The sequence below is a fragment of the Pseudomonas sp. NY15372 genome (assembly GCF_048068215.1).
In the GTDB taxonomy this organism is placed as follows: Bacteria; Pseudomonadota; Gammaproteobacteria; order Pseudomonadales; family Pseudomonadaceae; genus Aquipseudomonas; species Aquipseudomonas guariconensis_A.
Genome location: NZ_JBLUPY010000032.1, coordinates 1 through 14,083 on the forward strand (window position 1 = coordinate 1; position 14,083 = coordinate 14,083).

Sequence of the window (14,083 nt, forward strand, 5' to 3'; positions counted from 1 at the left end):
GTACTCACCCTTGACCGGAGGAACGAACTCACCGCCGATGTAGTTGCCGTAGCGGCTCTTGAAGGAGATTTTCGCGCCTTCGGTACCCGGATGTGCGTAACGCATGGTGTGTCTCCTGGCTATTGTGTTTGTTGCGGAGTTCAAAAGCGTAGAGCAAAGGTCGGGCCAGTGCCGTCGCACCCTTTAAAATCAAGGGGTTGGCCGGTGCTTGATGGCTGGCGCAGTGGTTTGTGTGACAACTGTGGCACGCCCTGTGTGACAGTTTGTACCGCTGTTGGCGCAACTCATGACTCGCCGGTCAGTGCGCCATTGCAATGCATCGATGGGTGGAGGATGCTGGCGGGACGCTCTATCTGCGGAGAACAAGAACGATGCAGAGCAACGCCTTCAGCCGCCACGCCCACCAGGTCCTCACGGTCGCCCGTGGCCAGGCCAGCGGGCCGGGCAGCGACCCGTCGATCGCCCGCTCCTGGCTGCGCTGCCTGGAGGACTACCATCTGGACCCGGCGCTGGCCCAGGCACCCGTCGTGCTGGAGCATGGCCGCCTGCTGGAAAGCCGCGAGCGCCTGCGCCAGGTGCTGCAAATCGCCGACACGGAAATGAACAGCCTGCACCAGCAGCTGTCCGGTGCCGGCCATGCGGTGTTGCTGACCGATGCCCGCGGGGTGATCCTCAACTGCGTTACTGCGCCTACCGAGCGGCGTATCTTCGAGCGTGCCGGGTTGTGGCTGGGCGCCGATTGGAGCGAGGCCAGTGAAGGCACCAACGGCATCGGCACCTGCCTGGTCGAGCGCCAGGCGCTGACCATCCACCAGGGCGAGCACTTTCGCGGCCGGCACACTGGCTTGACCTGTTCGGCCAGCCCGGTGTTCGACCCGCACGGCGAGTTGCTGGCGGTGCTCGATGTGTCTTCGGCGCGCCCGGATGTCTCGCGTCAGAGCCAGTTCCACACCATGGCGCTGGTCAATCTTTCGGCAAAAATGATCGAGAGCTGCTACTTCCTGCGTCATTTCGAGAATCAATGGCTGCTGCGTTTCCATTTGCAGGCCGAATCGGTTGGGCTGTTCAGCGAAGGGCTGGTGGCCTTCGACGGTAACGGGCGGATCTGCGCGGTCAACCAGAGTGCTCTTAACTTGCTGGGCACCATCCGTGGCGGGATGCTCGGCAAGCCGGTGGAAATGTTCTTCGCCTGCAGTCTCGACGAGCTGTTTGGCCGCGCCACGCCCCAGGGCAGTACTGCCTGGCCGTTGCATACCCGCGACGGTCGCCAGGTCTTTGCCAGTCTGCGCGGCCAGGGGCGTACTTCGACGTGGGCGGTGCCTGCGAGCCTGCCTGAGGTCCGGCGTGCGACGCCTGCGGGCATCTGCCTGCTGGACCCGGCGCTGGCGCAGGATCTGCACCGCGCCGTGCGCGTGTTCGAGCGTGACGTACCGCTGCTGTTGTGCGGCGAGACCGGTTGCGGCAAGGAGGCGTTCGCCCAGGCCGTGCACCAGGCCAGTCAGCGTCGGCACAAGCCGTTCGTGGCCATCAACTGCGCGTCGATCCCCGAGAGCCTGATCGAGAGCGAGCTGTTCGGCTATCGCGGCGGCACCTTCACCGGAGCCCGCAAAGAAGGCATGCGTGGCAAGCTGTTGCAGGCTGACGGTGGCACCTTGCTGCTCGATGAAATCGGTGACATGCCACTGGCGTTGCAGACTCGCCTGCTGCGGGTACTGGAGGAGCGCCAGGTGGTGCCGATCGGAGGCGAGCCCCAGGCGGTCGATGTGCGCATCATCAGCGCGACCCATCGCGACCTGCTGGAGCGGGTGCAGGAGGGCACGTTCCGTGAAGACCTTTATTACCGGCTCAATGGCCTGGAAGTGGCCTTGCCGGCGGTGCGTGAGCGCAGCGACAAGGCGCAGCTGCTGGACTTCCTGCTGCGCCAGGAAGCCAACGGCCAGGCCATCGACCTCGCACCGCCCGCACGGCAGGCCTTGCTGGACTTCGCCTGGCCCGGCAACGTGCGGCAGATGCGCAATGTGCTGCGAACCCTGGTGGCGCTGTGCGAAGGTAATCGCATTGAGTTTTCCGACCTTCCCTCCATCGTCAGAGCAGTCGCCAACCCTGTGGAAGATCACCCGTCGCGCGGAGCGCAAGCGGCTTGTGGGAGCGGGCTTGTCCCGCGATCAAGGGCGAAGCCCTTGCCAGGCGACGGTGATATCGGGCCCGGCCCAATCGTGGGACAAGCCCGCCCCCCCAGGGATCCGGCCACGCTCGAGGAGGCCGAACGGGCCACGTTACTGGCGGTGCTCGAAGAAAGGCGTTGGCACATGACTCAGGTCGCCGAGCATCTGGGCATCAGCCGCAATACCTTGTATCGAAAACTGCGCAAGCACGGCATCTCGAAGGTCGGCTGAACGAAACAGCGAGTGCGATTTCCCTCGCCCTGGGCTACCCTGCCTCGACGTTTTGCGAGGTCGATCATGCACATTCACATTCTCGGTATTTGCGGCACTTTCATGGGTTCGCTGGCGGTGCTGGCCAAGGAGCTGGGCCACCGGGTCACCGGCTCGGACGCCAACGTCTACCCCCCGATGAGCACCCAACTCGAAGCCCAGGGCATCCAGTTGACCCAGGGTTATGATCCGGCTCAGCTGGAGCCGGCCCCCGACCTGGTGGTGATCGGCAACGCCATGTCCCGGGGTAACCCCGCGGTGGAATACGTGCTGAACAAAGGCCTGCCCTACGTCTCCGGCCCGCAGTGGCTGGCGGACCACGTGCTGCAGGGGCGCTGGGTGCTGGCTGTCGCCGGGACCCACGGCAAGACCACCACCAGCAGCATGCTGGCCTGGGTTCTGGAGCATGCCGGCATGAGCCCGGGCTTCCTGATCGGCGGCGTGCCGCAGAATTTCTCCGTGTCGGCCCGCCTGGGCGACACTCCGTTCTTCGTGGTCGAGGCCGATGAATACGACAGCGCCTTCTTCGACAAGCGCTCCAAGTTCGTCCACTACCATCCACGCACAGCGATTCTCAATAACCTTGAGTTCGATCATGCGGACATCTTCCCGGACCTTGCCTCCATCGAGCGGCAGTTCCACCATTTGGTACGAACCATCCCCAGCGAAGGCCTGGTCATCCACCCCACCACCGAACAAGCCCTGGAGCGCGTGATCGGCATGGGTTGCTGGACGCCGGTTCAGACGACCGGAGAAGGCGGTCAATGGCAGGCCCGGTTGCTCAGCGCTGATGGTTCGCACTTCGAGGTGCTGTTCGAGGGCGCGGTGCAGGGTGTGGTCGAGTGGGCGCTGACCGGCCAGCACAACGTAGCCAATGCCCTGGCGACCCTGGCGGCGGCCCGCCATGTAGGCGTGGCCCCGGCCATGGCCATTGAGGGCCTGAGCGCCTTCAAAAGCGTCAAGCGACGCATGGAGAAAGTGGCCGAAGTTCAGGGCGTCACCATCTATGACGACTTTGCCCACCACCCGACGGCCATTGCCACCACGCTCGACGGCCTGCGCAAGCGTGTCGGCGAGGCGCCGGTGATCGCGGTCATCGAACCGCGTTCCAACTCCATGAAGCTCGGTGCCCACCGCGATGGCCTGCCGGACAGCGTCGACGCCGCCGACCAGGTGATCTGGTACGCACCGCCTAACCTGGGCTGGGACCTGGCGGCCACGGCAGCGCAATGCAAGGTACCGGCCGTGGTGGCCGACAGCCTCGAGGCGATCATCGAGCGGGTCAAGGGCCAGGCCCGCCCAGGCACGCATGTGGTGATCATGAGCAATGGTGGCTTCGGCGGCCTGCACGGCAAACTGGCCGAGGCCCTCAAGTGAGCGGGCCGGAACGCATTACCCTGGCCATGACCGGCGCCTCCGGGGCGCAGTATGGCCTGCGCCTGCTCGACTGCCTGGTGCGTGAGGATCGCGAGGTGCATTTCCTCATCTCCAAGGCGGCGCAGCTGGTGATGGCCACCGAGACGGACGTAGTGCTGCCGGCCAAGCCCCAGGCGATGCAGGCATTCCTGACCGAGTACACCGGTGCCGCCGACGGGCAGATCCGCGTGTACGGCAAGGAAGACTGGATGGCGCCGGTAGCCTCGGGCTCCGGCGCGCCTGCGGCCATGGTGGTGGTGCCCTGTTCCACCGGCACCTTGTCGGCCATTGCCACAGGTGCCTGCAACAACCTGATCGAACGAGCCGCGGACGTGACCTTGAAGGAGCGGCGCCAGTTGATCGTAGTGCCGCGCGAGGCGCCGTTCTCGACCATCCACCTGGAGAACATGCTCAAGCTGTCGCAGATGGGTGCTGTGATCCTGCCGGCGGCGCCGGGCTTCTATCACCAGCCCCAGACCATCGACGACCTCGTCGATTTCGTGGTGGCGCGTATCCTCAATCTGATGAGCATCCCGCAGGACATGCTGCCACGCTGGGGCGAGCATCACTTCGGGGTCGACGATTGAGGCGCGCACTGACGGGGCTGTTGGTGTTGGCCATGCTCGGTGGCTGCGCGACCGTGCGAACCCTGGATGCCAACAAACCGGGCGCGCCGGTGGTGTATGCCGGGACGCGGCTGGACCTGTATGCGATGAACGGGGGATGTTGCCCAGAGGATCGTTTCGGGGCCAAGGCACCAGCGCATCCTGGCCTGGACCTGCCGGGGAGCGCGTTGCTCGATACCCTGTTGCTGCCGTTGTCGTTGCTGACGGCGTTGGGGGTTGGTTTCCAGGCTAGCGGCGGGCTATGAGCCCAAATCGCTGGCAAGTCGGCTCCCACTGGGTCTGTGTGGGAGCCGGCGTGCCGGCGATTTGGGGCTGAAAGATATCCAGGGGTTATTTCTTGCCCAGCTTGCGCAACTCGTCGGACTCGACGATCCGCACCCCATCTTCTTCCTCCAGCGCCAGGCGCCACAGGGCGCGGGCCAAGGTGCAGGCCTCGATCCCCCGGTACTTGCCAGGTATCAGGCGCGAGAACGGTGCTGCCAGGCGCTCACCCATCCGCGGCTCCAGGCGCTCGCCCAGCAGCAGCGAAGGCCGGACGATGGTCAGCTGCGGCCAGTCCTGGGCCTTGAGCGCTTCTTCCATTTCGCCCTTGACCCGGTTGTAGAAGATCGACGACTTGGGGTCGGCCCCCAGCGCACTGACCACCAGCAGATGACGGGCGCCCATTTCCCGGGCGCGCTTGCTGAAGGCCACGACCATGTCCAGGTCGACGGCGCGGAAAGCCCGTTCCGATCCGGCCTGCTTGAGCGTAGTGCCCAGGCAGCAGAAGGCGATATCGACGCGGCCGGCCAGTTGCGGGAGAAACACGGCCGGGTCGCCCACGGGGTTTTCCAAGTGCGGATGCTCGGCCAGGGGCCGACGGGTAGGGGCCAGCACCCGGCTGATGGTGGGTTCGTTGAGCAGCCGGTCGAGCAGGTGTTCACCCGTCAGGCCTGTTGCTCCGGCAAGTAATACATGCTGAGGCGTCAAGTACATGATGTCTCTCCCTTGTTACACACAGCTTAGTGGGTGGCAGGTGATTTTTCCTCTCCACCCACCGCTGGCTGGGCTTCATTGCGCAAGGCTTCTTCGGCCTGCTGCCGGCGTAGGCGCTGCCAGTGTGCAAGCACCGGCGGTGGTGCCCAGAGCTGCGGCTCGGAGGCTTCGAAGCCTTCTCTCCTTTCTCGTTCGGCAACACTGGCGCGGGCCAGTTCGAACGCTTGTTTCAGGTCGTCGGTCTGGTTCAGCGCCTCGGCGAACAGGGCGTCGCCGAAGTAGGTGAAGTCAGCTTCTTCCGAGCAGCCGAAGGACACCCGGTCCGGACGCGCCGCGGTCATGATCAGAGTGCGCTCGTCCTTGAGCGGGGCGATGTAGCCACCGGAATAGCAGGCCGAGATGACAATGACCTTGTCACGGTCTTTGAGCGGGGCCAGGGCGCTGGCCAGTTCGTCGGCGGTGAGGTCGGCCAATTGCAGGCGTGGCTGGTCGAGCACCAGTTGGTGGTCGTGGCTGCCGTGGCTGGTCAGGTAGATGAACACCAGGTCCTCGGGGCCGCTGCGCTCGGCCAGGGTGCGGGCGGCGCGGGTGAGGTTCTCGCGGGTGGCCATGGGGCGATCGGCCATGTGGTCACGGTGGTTGACCAGGGTTACCTGGCCATGGGCGCCGAAGCGGACCTTGAGCATGTTGCTGACATAATCGGCCTCGCGCAGGAATACGCTTTGCTGGCCATCACCCGCCACCACCAGGCTGTACAGCTCGATGGGCGCCTGACTGGGCGGCACCGCCGCCAATGCCTGCTCCAACAGCCGGCCCTGGTTGAGAAGGGCCAGGTCAAGCGGGTCGGGGAGCAGGCGGCCCTTGGCATCGCGCACGCGCACACCGTTGGCCCAATGCCCCTTGCTCACCTTGCCGTTGGCCTGTATCAGCCGGCCTTCGCCCTGGTAGGCATCGTTCTCGAAGCCGCCGATGTACTGGCTGCCGTCGGCCAGTTGCAGACGGCCCTGGCCATGGAAGCGCCATTCGCGGAAGCCGCCCCGGTAGCGGCTGCCGTCGCTGCCGAGCATTTCGCCTTGGCCGTCCAGGGAGCCGTCCTTGAAATCGCCGATCCACACGTCGCCTTCAGCGTTTTCGTAACGGCCGCGGCCTTCGAGGCGGTTGTCCTTGAACTCACCGATGTACTGCTCGCCTTCGACGCTGTCATAAGTACCGCTGCCCTGCAGCAGGCCGTCGGTGAAATGGCCGCTGAACTGGTTGCCGCTGGCATCGCTGCGCACACCGGCCCCATTGGGCTTGCCCTTGGCGAATAGGCCCTGGTAACGGCTGCCGTCGGCCAGTTCGAGCTCGCCGGCGCCTTCGTACAGGTCGTCCTTGAACTGGCCGCGGTAGGTCTGGTCGTTCTGCTTGAGGGTGCCTTCGCCGTCGCGTCGGCCATGCTTGAAGGTACCGGCATAGTGACTGCCAGGGGTGGTCAGGTCGCCCAGCCCATGGAACAGGCCCTCGGCGAACTGGCCACGATAGACCTCGCCATTGCTGCCATGCCATTCGCCCTGGCCATGCCATTGGCCGTTCTGGAAAGAGCCGGCATACCAACTGCCGTTGGGGTAGTCGATGCGCCCCTCGCCTTGCAGCAGGCCATCCACTACCTCGCCCCGGTAGCGGCCGCCATCAGGCAGGCGGGCGTCCGGCGGCGACAAGGGTTCGCCCTCGCCGCAGGCAGCGAGCAACAGGGTCAGGGTCAGGGGCAGCAGGGCACGCATGGCAGGTTCCGGGCAAACGATGCGTCGAGTATGCCGCAGAAGCCTAAGCGGAGACAGCTGGGGTTGGTGTCACTTGGTTGCAGTGTGAATTGCTGTGAGCGTTTACCCAGCCCTTCGGGCTGCGCTGTCGCGCAGCGAACAAGCGGCTAGCGCAGCCTCCCTTTGTGGGAGCTGCGGTGCGGCGGTCCGACTTGTCCCGCGATCAAGGGCGAAGCCCTTGCCAGGCGACGGTGATATCGGGCCCGGCCCAATCGCGGGGCAAGCCCGCTCAAGGAGCTGCGACGGTTCAGACGAAACACAGCGAAAGGGGTTCGGCGATGTACGCCGGTTTCTCCTCGCCCTCAATCTCCAGCGTGGCGGTGACCTTGAGCAGCCATTGCCCCGGCTTCTTTTCGGTGGCCTCGGCCAGCTCGACGTTCAGCCGTACCCGGCTGTCGACCTTCACTGGCTGTATGAACCGAACGCTGTCCAGCCCATAGTTGAGTGCCATCTTCAGGCCCTCGGGCAGCACGAGGATGTCCTCCATCAGCTTGGGGATCAGCGACAATGTGAGAAAACCATGGGCAATGGTGCTGCCGAACGGCGTACGTGCCGCCTTTTCAGGGTCCACATGGATGAATTGGAAGTCACCGGTGGCTTCGGCGAACTGGTTGATGCGCATCTGGTCGATCTTCAGCCACTCGGATCGCCCCAAAGATTTGCCGACATAGTGCGATAACGCGCTAACAGGTACGTAGGGCATCGTGACTCTCCAGGTTGTCTTGCGCGTCGATGAGTCGGAATTGGTACGAAAGTGCAAGATGAGCACGTCGTTGCGATACAGTCAAGTTGTCATCTTTTCGCCGCAAATCGCCTTATAGACGCCCTGGGGCCGTGCTTATAATGGCCGCACTGCCCGGAGGAGATGCTTATGCTGTTGCGTGGTTTGACCTGGCTGGTGCTGTTTCAGCTGCTGGGTACGGCGATCAATCACCTGTTCCTGCCTATTCTGCCCGGGCCGATCATCGGCCTGCTCCTGCTGTTGGTGACCCTGATGATCCGGGGCGAAGTCGGCAAGCCCCTGAATGAGGCGTCCAGCAGTTTGCTGCGCTACCTGCCGCTGCTGCTGGTGCCACCGGCGGTGGGGGTGATGGTTTATGCCAAGGACATCGCCGCGGACTTCTGGGCCATTGCTGGCGCGCTGCTGATCTCGTGCCTGGTGACGCTGGTCTTCGTCGGCGTGCTGATGCAAAAGCTCATCCACCGCCAGGGCAAGCGCAAGGAGCAGGCATGATGTTCGATTGGCAAGGCGCGCTCGACGCCGTCATCCACCACCCCTTGTTCGGCATCGGCATCACCCTCGGTGCCTACCAGCTGGTGCTGGCTGCCTACGAGAAAACCCGCTGGATCTTCCTGCAGCCGGTGCTGGTGTCGATGTTGGTGGTCATCGGTGTGCTGGTGACCTGTGGCATCGATTATGTCGAATACCGCAAGAGCACGGAGATCATGACCATTCTCCTGGGCCCGGCCACCGTGGCCCTGGCCGTGCCGCTGTACCTGAACCTGCGGCGCATCCGCCAGCTGTTCTGGCCGACATTTACTACGCTGGTAGTCGGAGGCCTGTTCGCTACCGTGGCCTGTTTGTTGCTGGGCTGGTGGTTCGGTGCCGAGCACATGATCCTGATGACCATGGCGCCGAAGTCGGTGACATCGCCCATCGCCATGCTGGTGGCCGAGCAGATCGGCGGCGTGGCGGCGCTGGCGGCGGTATTCGTGTTGATCACCGGGGTGATCGGCGCGATCTTCGGCCCGGCGTTGCTGACCCGCTTTGGCGTGCACAGCCCCGAGGCCCGCGGCATGTCCCTGGGCGTGACCGCCCATGCGGTGGGCACTTCGGTGGCCTTGCAGGAAAGTGACGAATGCGGCGCCTTCGCCGCGCTGGCAATGAGCTTGATGGGCGTGGCCACGGCGGTGTTCCTGCCGCTGGCTGTCAGCCTGGTGGCTTGAGGACGGACGATGACGCTACCGCTGTTTCCCCTCGATACCGTGCTGTTTCCCGGTTGCCTGCTCGACCTGCAGATCTTCGAGGCGCGCTACCTGGACATGATCGGCCGCTGCATGAAGCAGGGCGGTGGGTTCGGCGTGGTGTGCATCCTCGAAGGCGAGCAGGTCGGCAAGGCGCCACCGGTGGTCGCCTCGGTCGGTTGCGAGGCGATGATCCGCGACTTCGTGCAGCAGGACAACGGCCTGCTGGGCATCCGTGTCGAGGGCGTGCGGCGTTTTCGCGTGGAACAGACCGAGGTGCAGAAGGACCAGTTGATGGTCGGCGAAGTGCAGTGGCTGCCAGAGCTGGCGGATAGCGCCCTGTCCGAGCGGGACGACGACCTGTTGGCCTTGCTTCAGGCCCTGGGTGAGCACCCCATGGTGGCGGCCCTGGACATGCCGCGCGCGGTGGATGGCTGCCAGTCCCTGGCCAACCAGCTGGGCTACCTGCTGCCGTTCATGGAAGAGGACAAGCTCGACCTGCTGGCGATCGACTCGCCGCAACTGCGGCTCGAGGCGATCCAGGATCTGCTGGAGCGGATCCAGGGCGAGTTGTTTGCTTGATCCGTCTCGCTCTGTGTACCGGCCCTATCGCCGGCAAGCCGGCTCCCACAAATGCGCAGATGGTTCACCTGTGGGAGCCGGCTTGCCGGCGATAGGGCCGCTGCAGCATTCATCAATACTGATAGCGCAACAGCGCCTGGGGCAGGGCATACAAGGCAAAGAATGCCAGTAGCGCCACGCACGCCGGCAACACCAGCCACCACACCCGCAACGGCAGGGCATTGAGCGGCGTGCGGTATTGCACCAGCGTCAGGCTGGCGGCGCACACGCAGCAGGCCAGCAGGGCGCCGGCCATGATATCCGTCGGCCAGTGGGCACCGAGGTAGACCCGCGACAGCGCGATCGCCAGGGCCGGCAAGCACCCCAGCAATACCCAGGTCAGGCGCATGCGTGGCGGCTGGCCACGCCCGGCCAGTATGGCCAGCACCAAGAAGAAGGCAAAGGAGGCCGAGCTGTGGCCGCTGGGCATGCTGTAGCTGGTCAGCGGGTCGGTCAGCACTTCCGGGCGGGCGCGGGCAAACAGCCATTTCAAGGTGCCGTTGGCGAGCGCCGTGCCCATCAGGGCGCCGCCGGCGAACAGCGCGTGGCGCCACTGCCTGGCCAGCAGCAGAAGGCCGGTGAGCAGGGCGCCGAGGCACAGTTGGGTGCGGAAATCGCCCAAGCGGGTAATGACCACCACCAGGCCGTCGATCGCCTCGCTGCGATGCTCCTGGACCAGTGTCATCACGCCCTGGTCGAATTCATGCAGGTACGGCCAGCCGATGAACACCGCCGCCAGGGCCAGGAAGCTCAGGCCCGCGATCAGGCGGGTGCCGTGGCGTTGGTCACGAATGCTGCTGTGCAGGCTCAAGCCGATCAGCATGGCCAGGGTTCCCGCGATGATGCCGGCATCGAGCCAGAAACCTTCCGGCAGCGGCAGGCGCATGGCTGCGCCCGTGGCCCAGCCGGGCAACAGGTAAGCCACCGACCAGCCGGCGCCGGCCACCAGGCTCACCGCGATGAAACGTGGCAACGGCATGTCGAACATGCCCGCCACCATGGGCAGCATCGGCCGTAGCGGGCCGATGAAGCGGCCCACCAGCAGGCTGGCGATGCCGTAGCGTTGGAAATAAGCCTCGGCGCTGCCAATCCACTCCGGGTGATGGCGCAATAGCGGTAGGCGCCGGATGTTCTGGTGGAATTTCTTGCCCAGGCTGTAGGAGATAGCGTCGCCCAACAGGCCGCCGGCAAAGCCCAGCAGCAAGGTCTCACCGAGGCTGAAGGCACCGCTGCCGGCCAGCACGGCTACGGCGAACAGCAGGACGGTGCCCGGCACGACGATGCCGGCAATGGCCAGGCATTCCACGCAAGCCACCAGGAAAATTGCCAGGCCAAGCCACTGCGGGTTGGCGCTGAGCCAGCCGGTCAGGCTGTCGAGCCATTGGCCCATGAGTCAGCTTCCTTGTTCCAGGATAAAGAAATCATGCCCTTCGACTTGGCCCCGGCGCAGCGGGTTCCTCGTGCAGAAGCGGGCGAATTGGGCATCGACGAAGCGGTACGGCAGGTGTTCGTCGCGGCCGTGGGGGATGCCCAGGCGGGTGGTCTGGATCACCTGCGGGACGCTAATCGCGCAGTCTTCGACGTACAGGCGCTCGGGGTCGAAGCGCTTGGCGTCCCAGTGCGGTACCTTCAGGCCCAGGGCTCGGCACAGCAGGGTCTGGCCGGCGCACAGGCGCTCGGCTGGGCGCAGGTTGCCGCTGGCGTCGGGATTGTTCAGTTGCATCTGCGCCAGGCTGTTGGCGTCGGAGATGGCATCTACCCAGGGATAGGCGGACTTGATCAATACAGCATTGCCCGGCCCATGGGCGCTGAAGTTCAGCGAGTCGCCGCCACGGGCGTAATACATGTAAATGTGACCGCCGTCGAGGAACAGCGCCTTGCGCTTTTCCGTATAGCCGAGGGAGGCGTGGCTGCCTTTGTCGGTGAGGTAGTAGGCCTCGGTCTCGATGATTCGTGCCGCCAGCCACAGGTCGCCATGGCGATGGCGGATGACCTTGCCCAACAGTTCACGGGCAACGGTCTGGGCGTCGCGGTCGAAGAAACTGTCGGGCAAGGCTCGGGCCGGGCAGGGGGCGGGTGCTTGCATGCTGGTGGTTCGCGGTCTGTGGAGCGCGAATGATAGCAATTAATGGCTTAATCGAGGCTGAACGTGGGGTGGGGCTTGGAGGTGGCTGGGTTTGGGGATCTCACAGGCACCGCGAACCCCAGCCAAACAAGAGATTTTTGACCATCCGTTACCCGCCGCTGGGCGTACCGGAGCGTGCCAGTTATAATCAGCCGATTTCCCCTTCGCCAAGACACCGAGCCCATGACTGAGTCCGTTCTTGACTACATGACCCGCCTGGGTCGCGCCGCCCGTGAGGCCTCGCGGGTGATCGGCCGTGCCAGCACCGCGCAGAAGAACCGCGCCCTGCAGGCCGCCGCAGACGCTCTGGACGCCGCCCGTGCCGAGCTGACCGCAGCCAACGAGCAGGACTTGGCCGCCGGTCGTGCCAACGGCCTGGAGCCGGCCTTGCTCGACCGCCTGGCCCTGACCCCGGCGCGCATCGACGGCATGATCACCGGCCTGCGCCAGGTGGCCAGCCTGCCGGACCCGGTAGGTGCGATCCGCGACATGAGCTACCGTCCGTCGGGCATCCAGGTCGGCAAGATGCGCGTGCCGCTCGGTGTGATCGGGATCATCTACGAGTCGCGCCCGAACGTGACCATCGATGCTGCCAGCCTGTGCCTGAAGTCCGGCAACGCCACCATCCTGCGCGGCGGCTCCGAGGCCATTCACTCCAACCGCGCCATTGCCGCCTGCATCCAGCGCGGCCTGGCCGAGGCCGGCCTGCCGGCGGCGGTGGTGCAGGTGGTCGAGACCACCGACCGCGCAGCCGTGGGTGCGCTGATCAGCATGCCGGAGTTCGTCGATGTCATCGTCCCGCGCGGGGGGCGCGGCCTGATCGAGCGCATCAGCCGCGAGGCCCGCGTACCGGTGATCAAGCACCTGGATGGCATCTGCCATGTGTTCGTCGACCAGCACGCCGAGCTGGACAAGGCCTGGCGCGTTGCCTTCAACGCCAAGACCTACCGCTACGGCATCTGTGGCGCCATGGAGACCCTGCTGGTGGACGCCAGCGTCGCCGAGGCCTTCCTGCCGGAAATGGCCCGCCGCTTCCAGGAGAAAGGCGTCGAGCTGCGCGGTTGCGAGCGCACCCGGGCGATCATCGAGGCCAAGGCAGCCAGCGAAGACGACTGGCACACCGAATACCTCGACGCGATCCTGTCGATCCGCGTCGTCGACGGCCTGGAGCAGGCCATCGAGCACATCAACCGCTACGGCTCGCACCATACCGACTCGATCATCACCGAGCACCAGGGCCAGGCCCGGCGCTTCATGACCGAGGTCGACTCGGCGTCGGTCATGCTCAACACCCCGACCTGTTTCGCCGATGGTTTCGAATATGGCCTGGGCGCGGAGATCGGCATTTCCACCGACAAGCTGCACGCCCGCGGCCCGGTGGGCCTGGAAGGCCTGACCTGCGAGAAATACGTGGTGATCGGCGACGGCCAGCTGCGCGGCCAGGAGTCCTGCTGAGTTGAGCAAGGCCCAGGCAGTCCGGCGCGTCGGCATTCTAGGCGGCACCTTCGACCCCGTGCACATCGGCCACCTGCGCAGCGCGCTGGAGGTGGCCGAATTCATGGGGCTCGATGAGCTGCGCCTGTTGCCCAACGCCCGGCCGCCGCACCGCGACACCCCGCAGGTGGCGCCTGAAGACCGCCTGGCCATGGTGCGCAGCGCCGTGGCGGGCGTCGAACGCTTGAGCGTGGATGCGCGCGAACTGGCGCGCGACAAGCCGTCGTACACCATCGATACCCTCGAGTCGATCCGCGCCGAGCTGGGCGCCGACGACCAGTTGTTCCTGGTGCTGGGTTGGGACGCATTCTGCGGCCTGCCCGGCTGGCATCGCTGGGAAGAGCTATTGCAACACTGTCACATCCTGGTGCTGCAACGCCCGGATGCCGATGTCGAACCCACTGACGCGCTGCGCAACCTGCTGGCGGCGCGCTCGGAGAGCGATCCCACCGCCATGTCCGGCCCGGCGGGGCACATTTCGTTCGTCTGGCAGACACCGCTCGCGGTGTCCGCCACACAGATCCGACAGCTGCTGGCCAGCGGCAAGTCGGTACGGTTCCTGGTGCCGGACGCAGTACTGGCCTATATCGAGGCGCACGACCTTTACCGTGCGTCGCACTGATGGCG

15 protein-coding genes are annotated in these 14,083 nt (G+C 65.3%); 9 read left to right on the forward strand and 6 right to left on the reverse strand.

The genetic code is table 11. The features are described from left to right. A partial coding sequence (locus ACNFG0_RS18145; protein WP_323114979.1) for a hypothetical protein occupies window positions 1-105 on the reverse strand: 105 nt, incomplete at its 3' end. 266 nt (window positions 106-371) lie between these two features. Between ACNFG0_RS18145 and ACNFG0_RS18150 the strand changes: the two genes are divergently transcribed. The 4 genes from ACNFG0_RS18150 (at window position 372) to ACNFG0_RS18165 (ending at window position 4,722) form a co-directional block, all read left to right on the forward strand. Beyond that, window positions 372-2,396, forward strand: coding sequence for a sigma-54-dependent Fis family transcriptional regulator (locus tag ACNFG0_RS18150; RefSeq protein ID WP_416765904.1), 2,025 nt, complete (start codon window positions 372-374; stop codon window positions 2,394-2,396). A gap of 66 nt (window positions 2,397-2,462) precedes the next feature. Beyond that, window positions 2,463-3,812: a UDP-N-acetylmuramate:L-alanyl-gamma-D-glutamyl-meso-diaminopimelate ligase gene (mpl, locus tag ACNFG0_RS18155; protein ID WP_416765906.1), complete on the forward strand. Its 1,350-nt coding sequence runs from the start codon at window positions 2,463-2,465 to the stop codon at window positions 3,810-3,812. Continuing rightward, the gene (gene ubiX / locus ACNFG0_RS18160; RefSeq protein ID WP_416765908.1) at window positions 3,809-4,438 is read left to right on the forward strand and encodes a flavin prenyltransferase UbiX; all 630 of its coding nucleotides are present in this window, start codon (window positions 3,809-3,811) and stop codon (window positions 4,436-4,438) included. Before mpl ends, ubiX begins: the two co-directional genes overlap by 4 nt. Then, window positions 4,435-4,722, forward strand: a complete 288-nt coding sequence (locus ACNFG0_RS18165; protein ID WP_196156141.1) for a YceK/YidQ family lipoprotein — start codon at window positions 4,435-4,437, stop codon at window positions 4,720-4,722. Before ubiX ends, ACNFG0_RS18165 begins: the two co-directional genes overlap by 4 nt. 85 nt (window positions 4,723-4,807) lie before the next feature. Here the strand turns inward: ACNFG0_RS18165 and ACNFG0_RS18170 are convergent, their stop codons facing one another. From ACNFG0_RS18170 to ACNFG0_RS18180, 3 genes are all read right to left on the reverse strand, one after another. After that, a complete protein-coding gene (locus ACNFG0_RS18170; protein WP_196146194.1) occupies window positions 4,808-5,452 on the reverse strand; it encodes an oxidoreductase in 645 nt (214 codons plus the stop codon). A gap of 26 nt (window positions 5,453-5,478) precedes the next feature. Continuing rightward, window positions 5,479-7,212 carry a C13 family peptidase gene (locus tag ACNFG0_RS18175; protein ID WP_416765909.1) on the reverse strand — a complete coding sequence of 578 codons (1,734 nt, stop codon included), beginning with the start codon at window positions 7,210-7,212 and terminating at the stop codon, window positions 5,479-5,481. 286 nt (window positions 7,213-7,498) lie between these two features. Further along, window positions 7,499-7,954, reverse strand: coding sequence for a MaoC family dehydratase (locus ACNFG0_RS18180; RefSeq protein WP_196167110.1), 456 nt, complete (start codon window positions 7,952-7,954; stop codon window positions 7,499-7,501). Window positions 7,955-8,122: 168 nt separating this feature from the next. Between ACNFG0_RS18180 and ACNFG0_RS18185 the strand changes: the two genes are divergently transcribed. The 3 genes from ACNFG0_RS18185 to ACNFG0_RS18195 are packed head-to-tail and all read left to right on the forward strand — an operon-like array spanning window position 8,123 to window position 9,798. Further along, window positions 8,123-8,485, forward strand: coding sequence for a CidA/LrgA family protein (locus ACNFG0_RS18185; RefSeq protein ID WP_084855562.1), 363 nt, complete (start codon window positions 8,123-8,125; stop codon window positions 8,483-8,485). Beyond that, on the forward strand, window positions 8,482-9,198 hold the full coding sequence (locus ACNFG0_RS18190; protein WP_196146197.1) for an LrgB family protein: 717 nt from the start codon (window positions 8,482-8,484) through the stop codon (window positions 9,196-9,198). The genes ACNFG0_RS18185 and ACNFG0_RS18190 overlap by 4 nt, the downstream gene beginning before the upstream one ends. 9 nt (window positions 9,199-9,207) lie before the next feature. After that, window positions 9,208-9,798, forward strand: a complete 591-nt coding sequence (locus ACNFG0_RS18195; RefSeq protein ID WP_196146198.1) for an LON peptidase substrate-binding domain-containing protein — start codon at window positions 9,208-9,210, stop codon at window positions 9,796-9,798. Between the two features lie 112 nt (window positions 9,799-9,910). Here ACNFG0_RS18195 and ACNFG0_RS18200 read toward each other — a convergent pair whose 3' ends face one another. Both ACNFG0_RS18200 and ACNFG0_RS18205 read right to left on the reverse strand, forming a co-directional pair. Next, window positions 9,911-11,227, reverse strand: a complete 1,317-nt coding sequence (locus ACNFG0_RS18200) for a bifunctional DedA family/phosphatase PAP2 family protein (RefSeq protein ID WP_416765912.1) — start codon at window positions 11,225-11,227, stop codon at window positions 9,911-9,913. A gap of 3 nt (window positions 11,228-11,230) precedes the next feature. Next, window positions 11,231-11,923 (reverse strand): DNA-3-methyladenine glycosylase, encoded by a 693-nt coding sequence (locus tag ACNFG0_RS18205; protein ID WP_196146200.1) that lies wholly within the window; start codon window positions 11,921-11,923, stop codon window positions 11,231-11,233. Between the two features lie 222 nt (window positions 11,924-12,145). Between ACNFG0_RS18205 and ACNFG0_RS18210 the strand changes: the two genes are divergently transcribed. Together ACNFG0_RS18210 and nadD are read left to right on the forward strand one after the other, a co-directional pair. After that, on the forward strand, window positions 12,146-13,417 hold the full coding sequence (locus tag ACNFG0_RS18210; RefSeq protein WP_196146201.1) for a glutamate-5-semialdehyde dehydrogenase: 1,272 nt from the start codon (window positions 12,146-12,148) through the stop codon (window positions 13,415-13,417). 1 nt (window position 13,418) lies between these two features. Further along, window positions 13,419-14,078, forward strand: coding sequence for a nicotinate-nucleotide adenylyltransferase (gene nadD, locus ACNFG0_RS18215; protein WP_196156137.1), 660 nt, complete (start codon window positions 13,419-13,421; stop codon window positions 14,076-14,078). The last annotated feature ends 5 nt before the right edge of the window (window positions 14,079-14,083 follow it).

What these genes read in the sequence shown, in the direction of transcription:
- ACNFG0_RS18150 (WP_416765904.1), top strand. Translation starts at nt 372, where the DNA reads ATGCAGAGCAACGCCTTCAGCCGCCACGCCCACCAGGTCCTCACGGTC.
- mpl (WP_416765906.1), top strand. Translation starts at nt 2,463, where the DNA reads ATGCACATTCACATTCTCGGTATTTGCGGCACTTTCATGGGTTCGCTG.
- ACNFG0_RS18170 (WP_196146194.1), bottom strand. Translation starts at nt 5,452, where the DNA reads ATGTACTTGACGCCTCAGCATGTATTACTTGCCGGAGCAACAGGCCTG.
- ACNFG0_RS18175 (WP_416765909.1), bottom strand. Translation starts at nt 7,212, where the DNA reads ATGCGTGCCCTGCTGCCCCTGACCCTGACCCTGTTGCTCGCTGCCTGC.
- ACNFG0_RS18180 (WP_196167110.1), bottom strand. Translation starts at nt 7,954, where the DNA reads ATGCCCTACGTACCTGTTAGCGCGTTATCGCACTATGTCGGCAAATCT.
- ACNFG0_RS18185 (WP_084855562.1), top strand. Translation starts at nt 8,123, where the DNA reads ATGCTGTTGCGTGGTTTGACCTGGCTGGTGCTGTTTCAGCTGCTGGGT.
- ACNFG0_RS18190 (WP_196146197.1), top strand. Translation starts at nt 8,482, where the DNA reads ATGATGTTCGATTGGCAAGGCGCGCTCGACGCCGTCATCCACCACCCC.
- ACNFG0_RS18195 (WP_196146198.1), top strand. Translation starts at nt 9,208, where the DNA reads ATGACGCTACCGCTGTTTCCCCTCGATACCGTGCTGTTTCCCGGTTGC.
- ACNFG0_RS18200 (WP_416765912.1), bottom strand. Translation starts at nt 11,227, where the DNA reads ATGGGCCAATGGCTCGACAGCCTGACCGGCTGGCTCAGCGCCAACCCG.
- ACNFG0_RS18205 (WP_196146200.1), bottom strand. Translation starts at nt 11,923, where the DNA reads ATGCAAGCACCCGCCCCCTGCCCGGCCCGAGCCTTGCCCGACAGTTTC.
- ACNFG0_RS18210 (WP_196146201.1), top strand. Translation starts at nt 12,146, where the DNA reads ATGACTGAGTCCGTTCTTGACTACATGACCCGCCTGGGTCGCGCCGCC.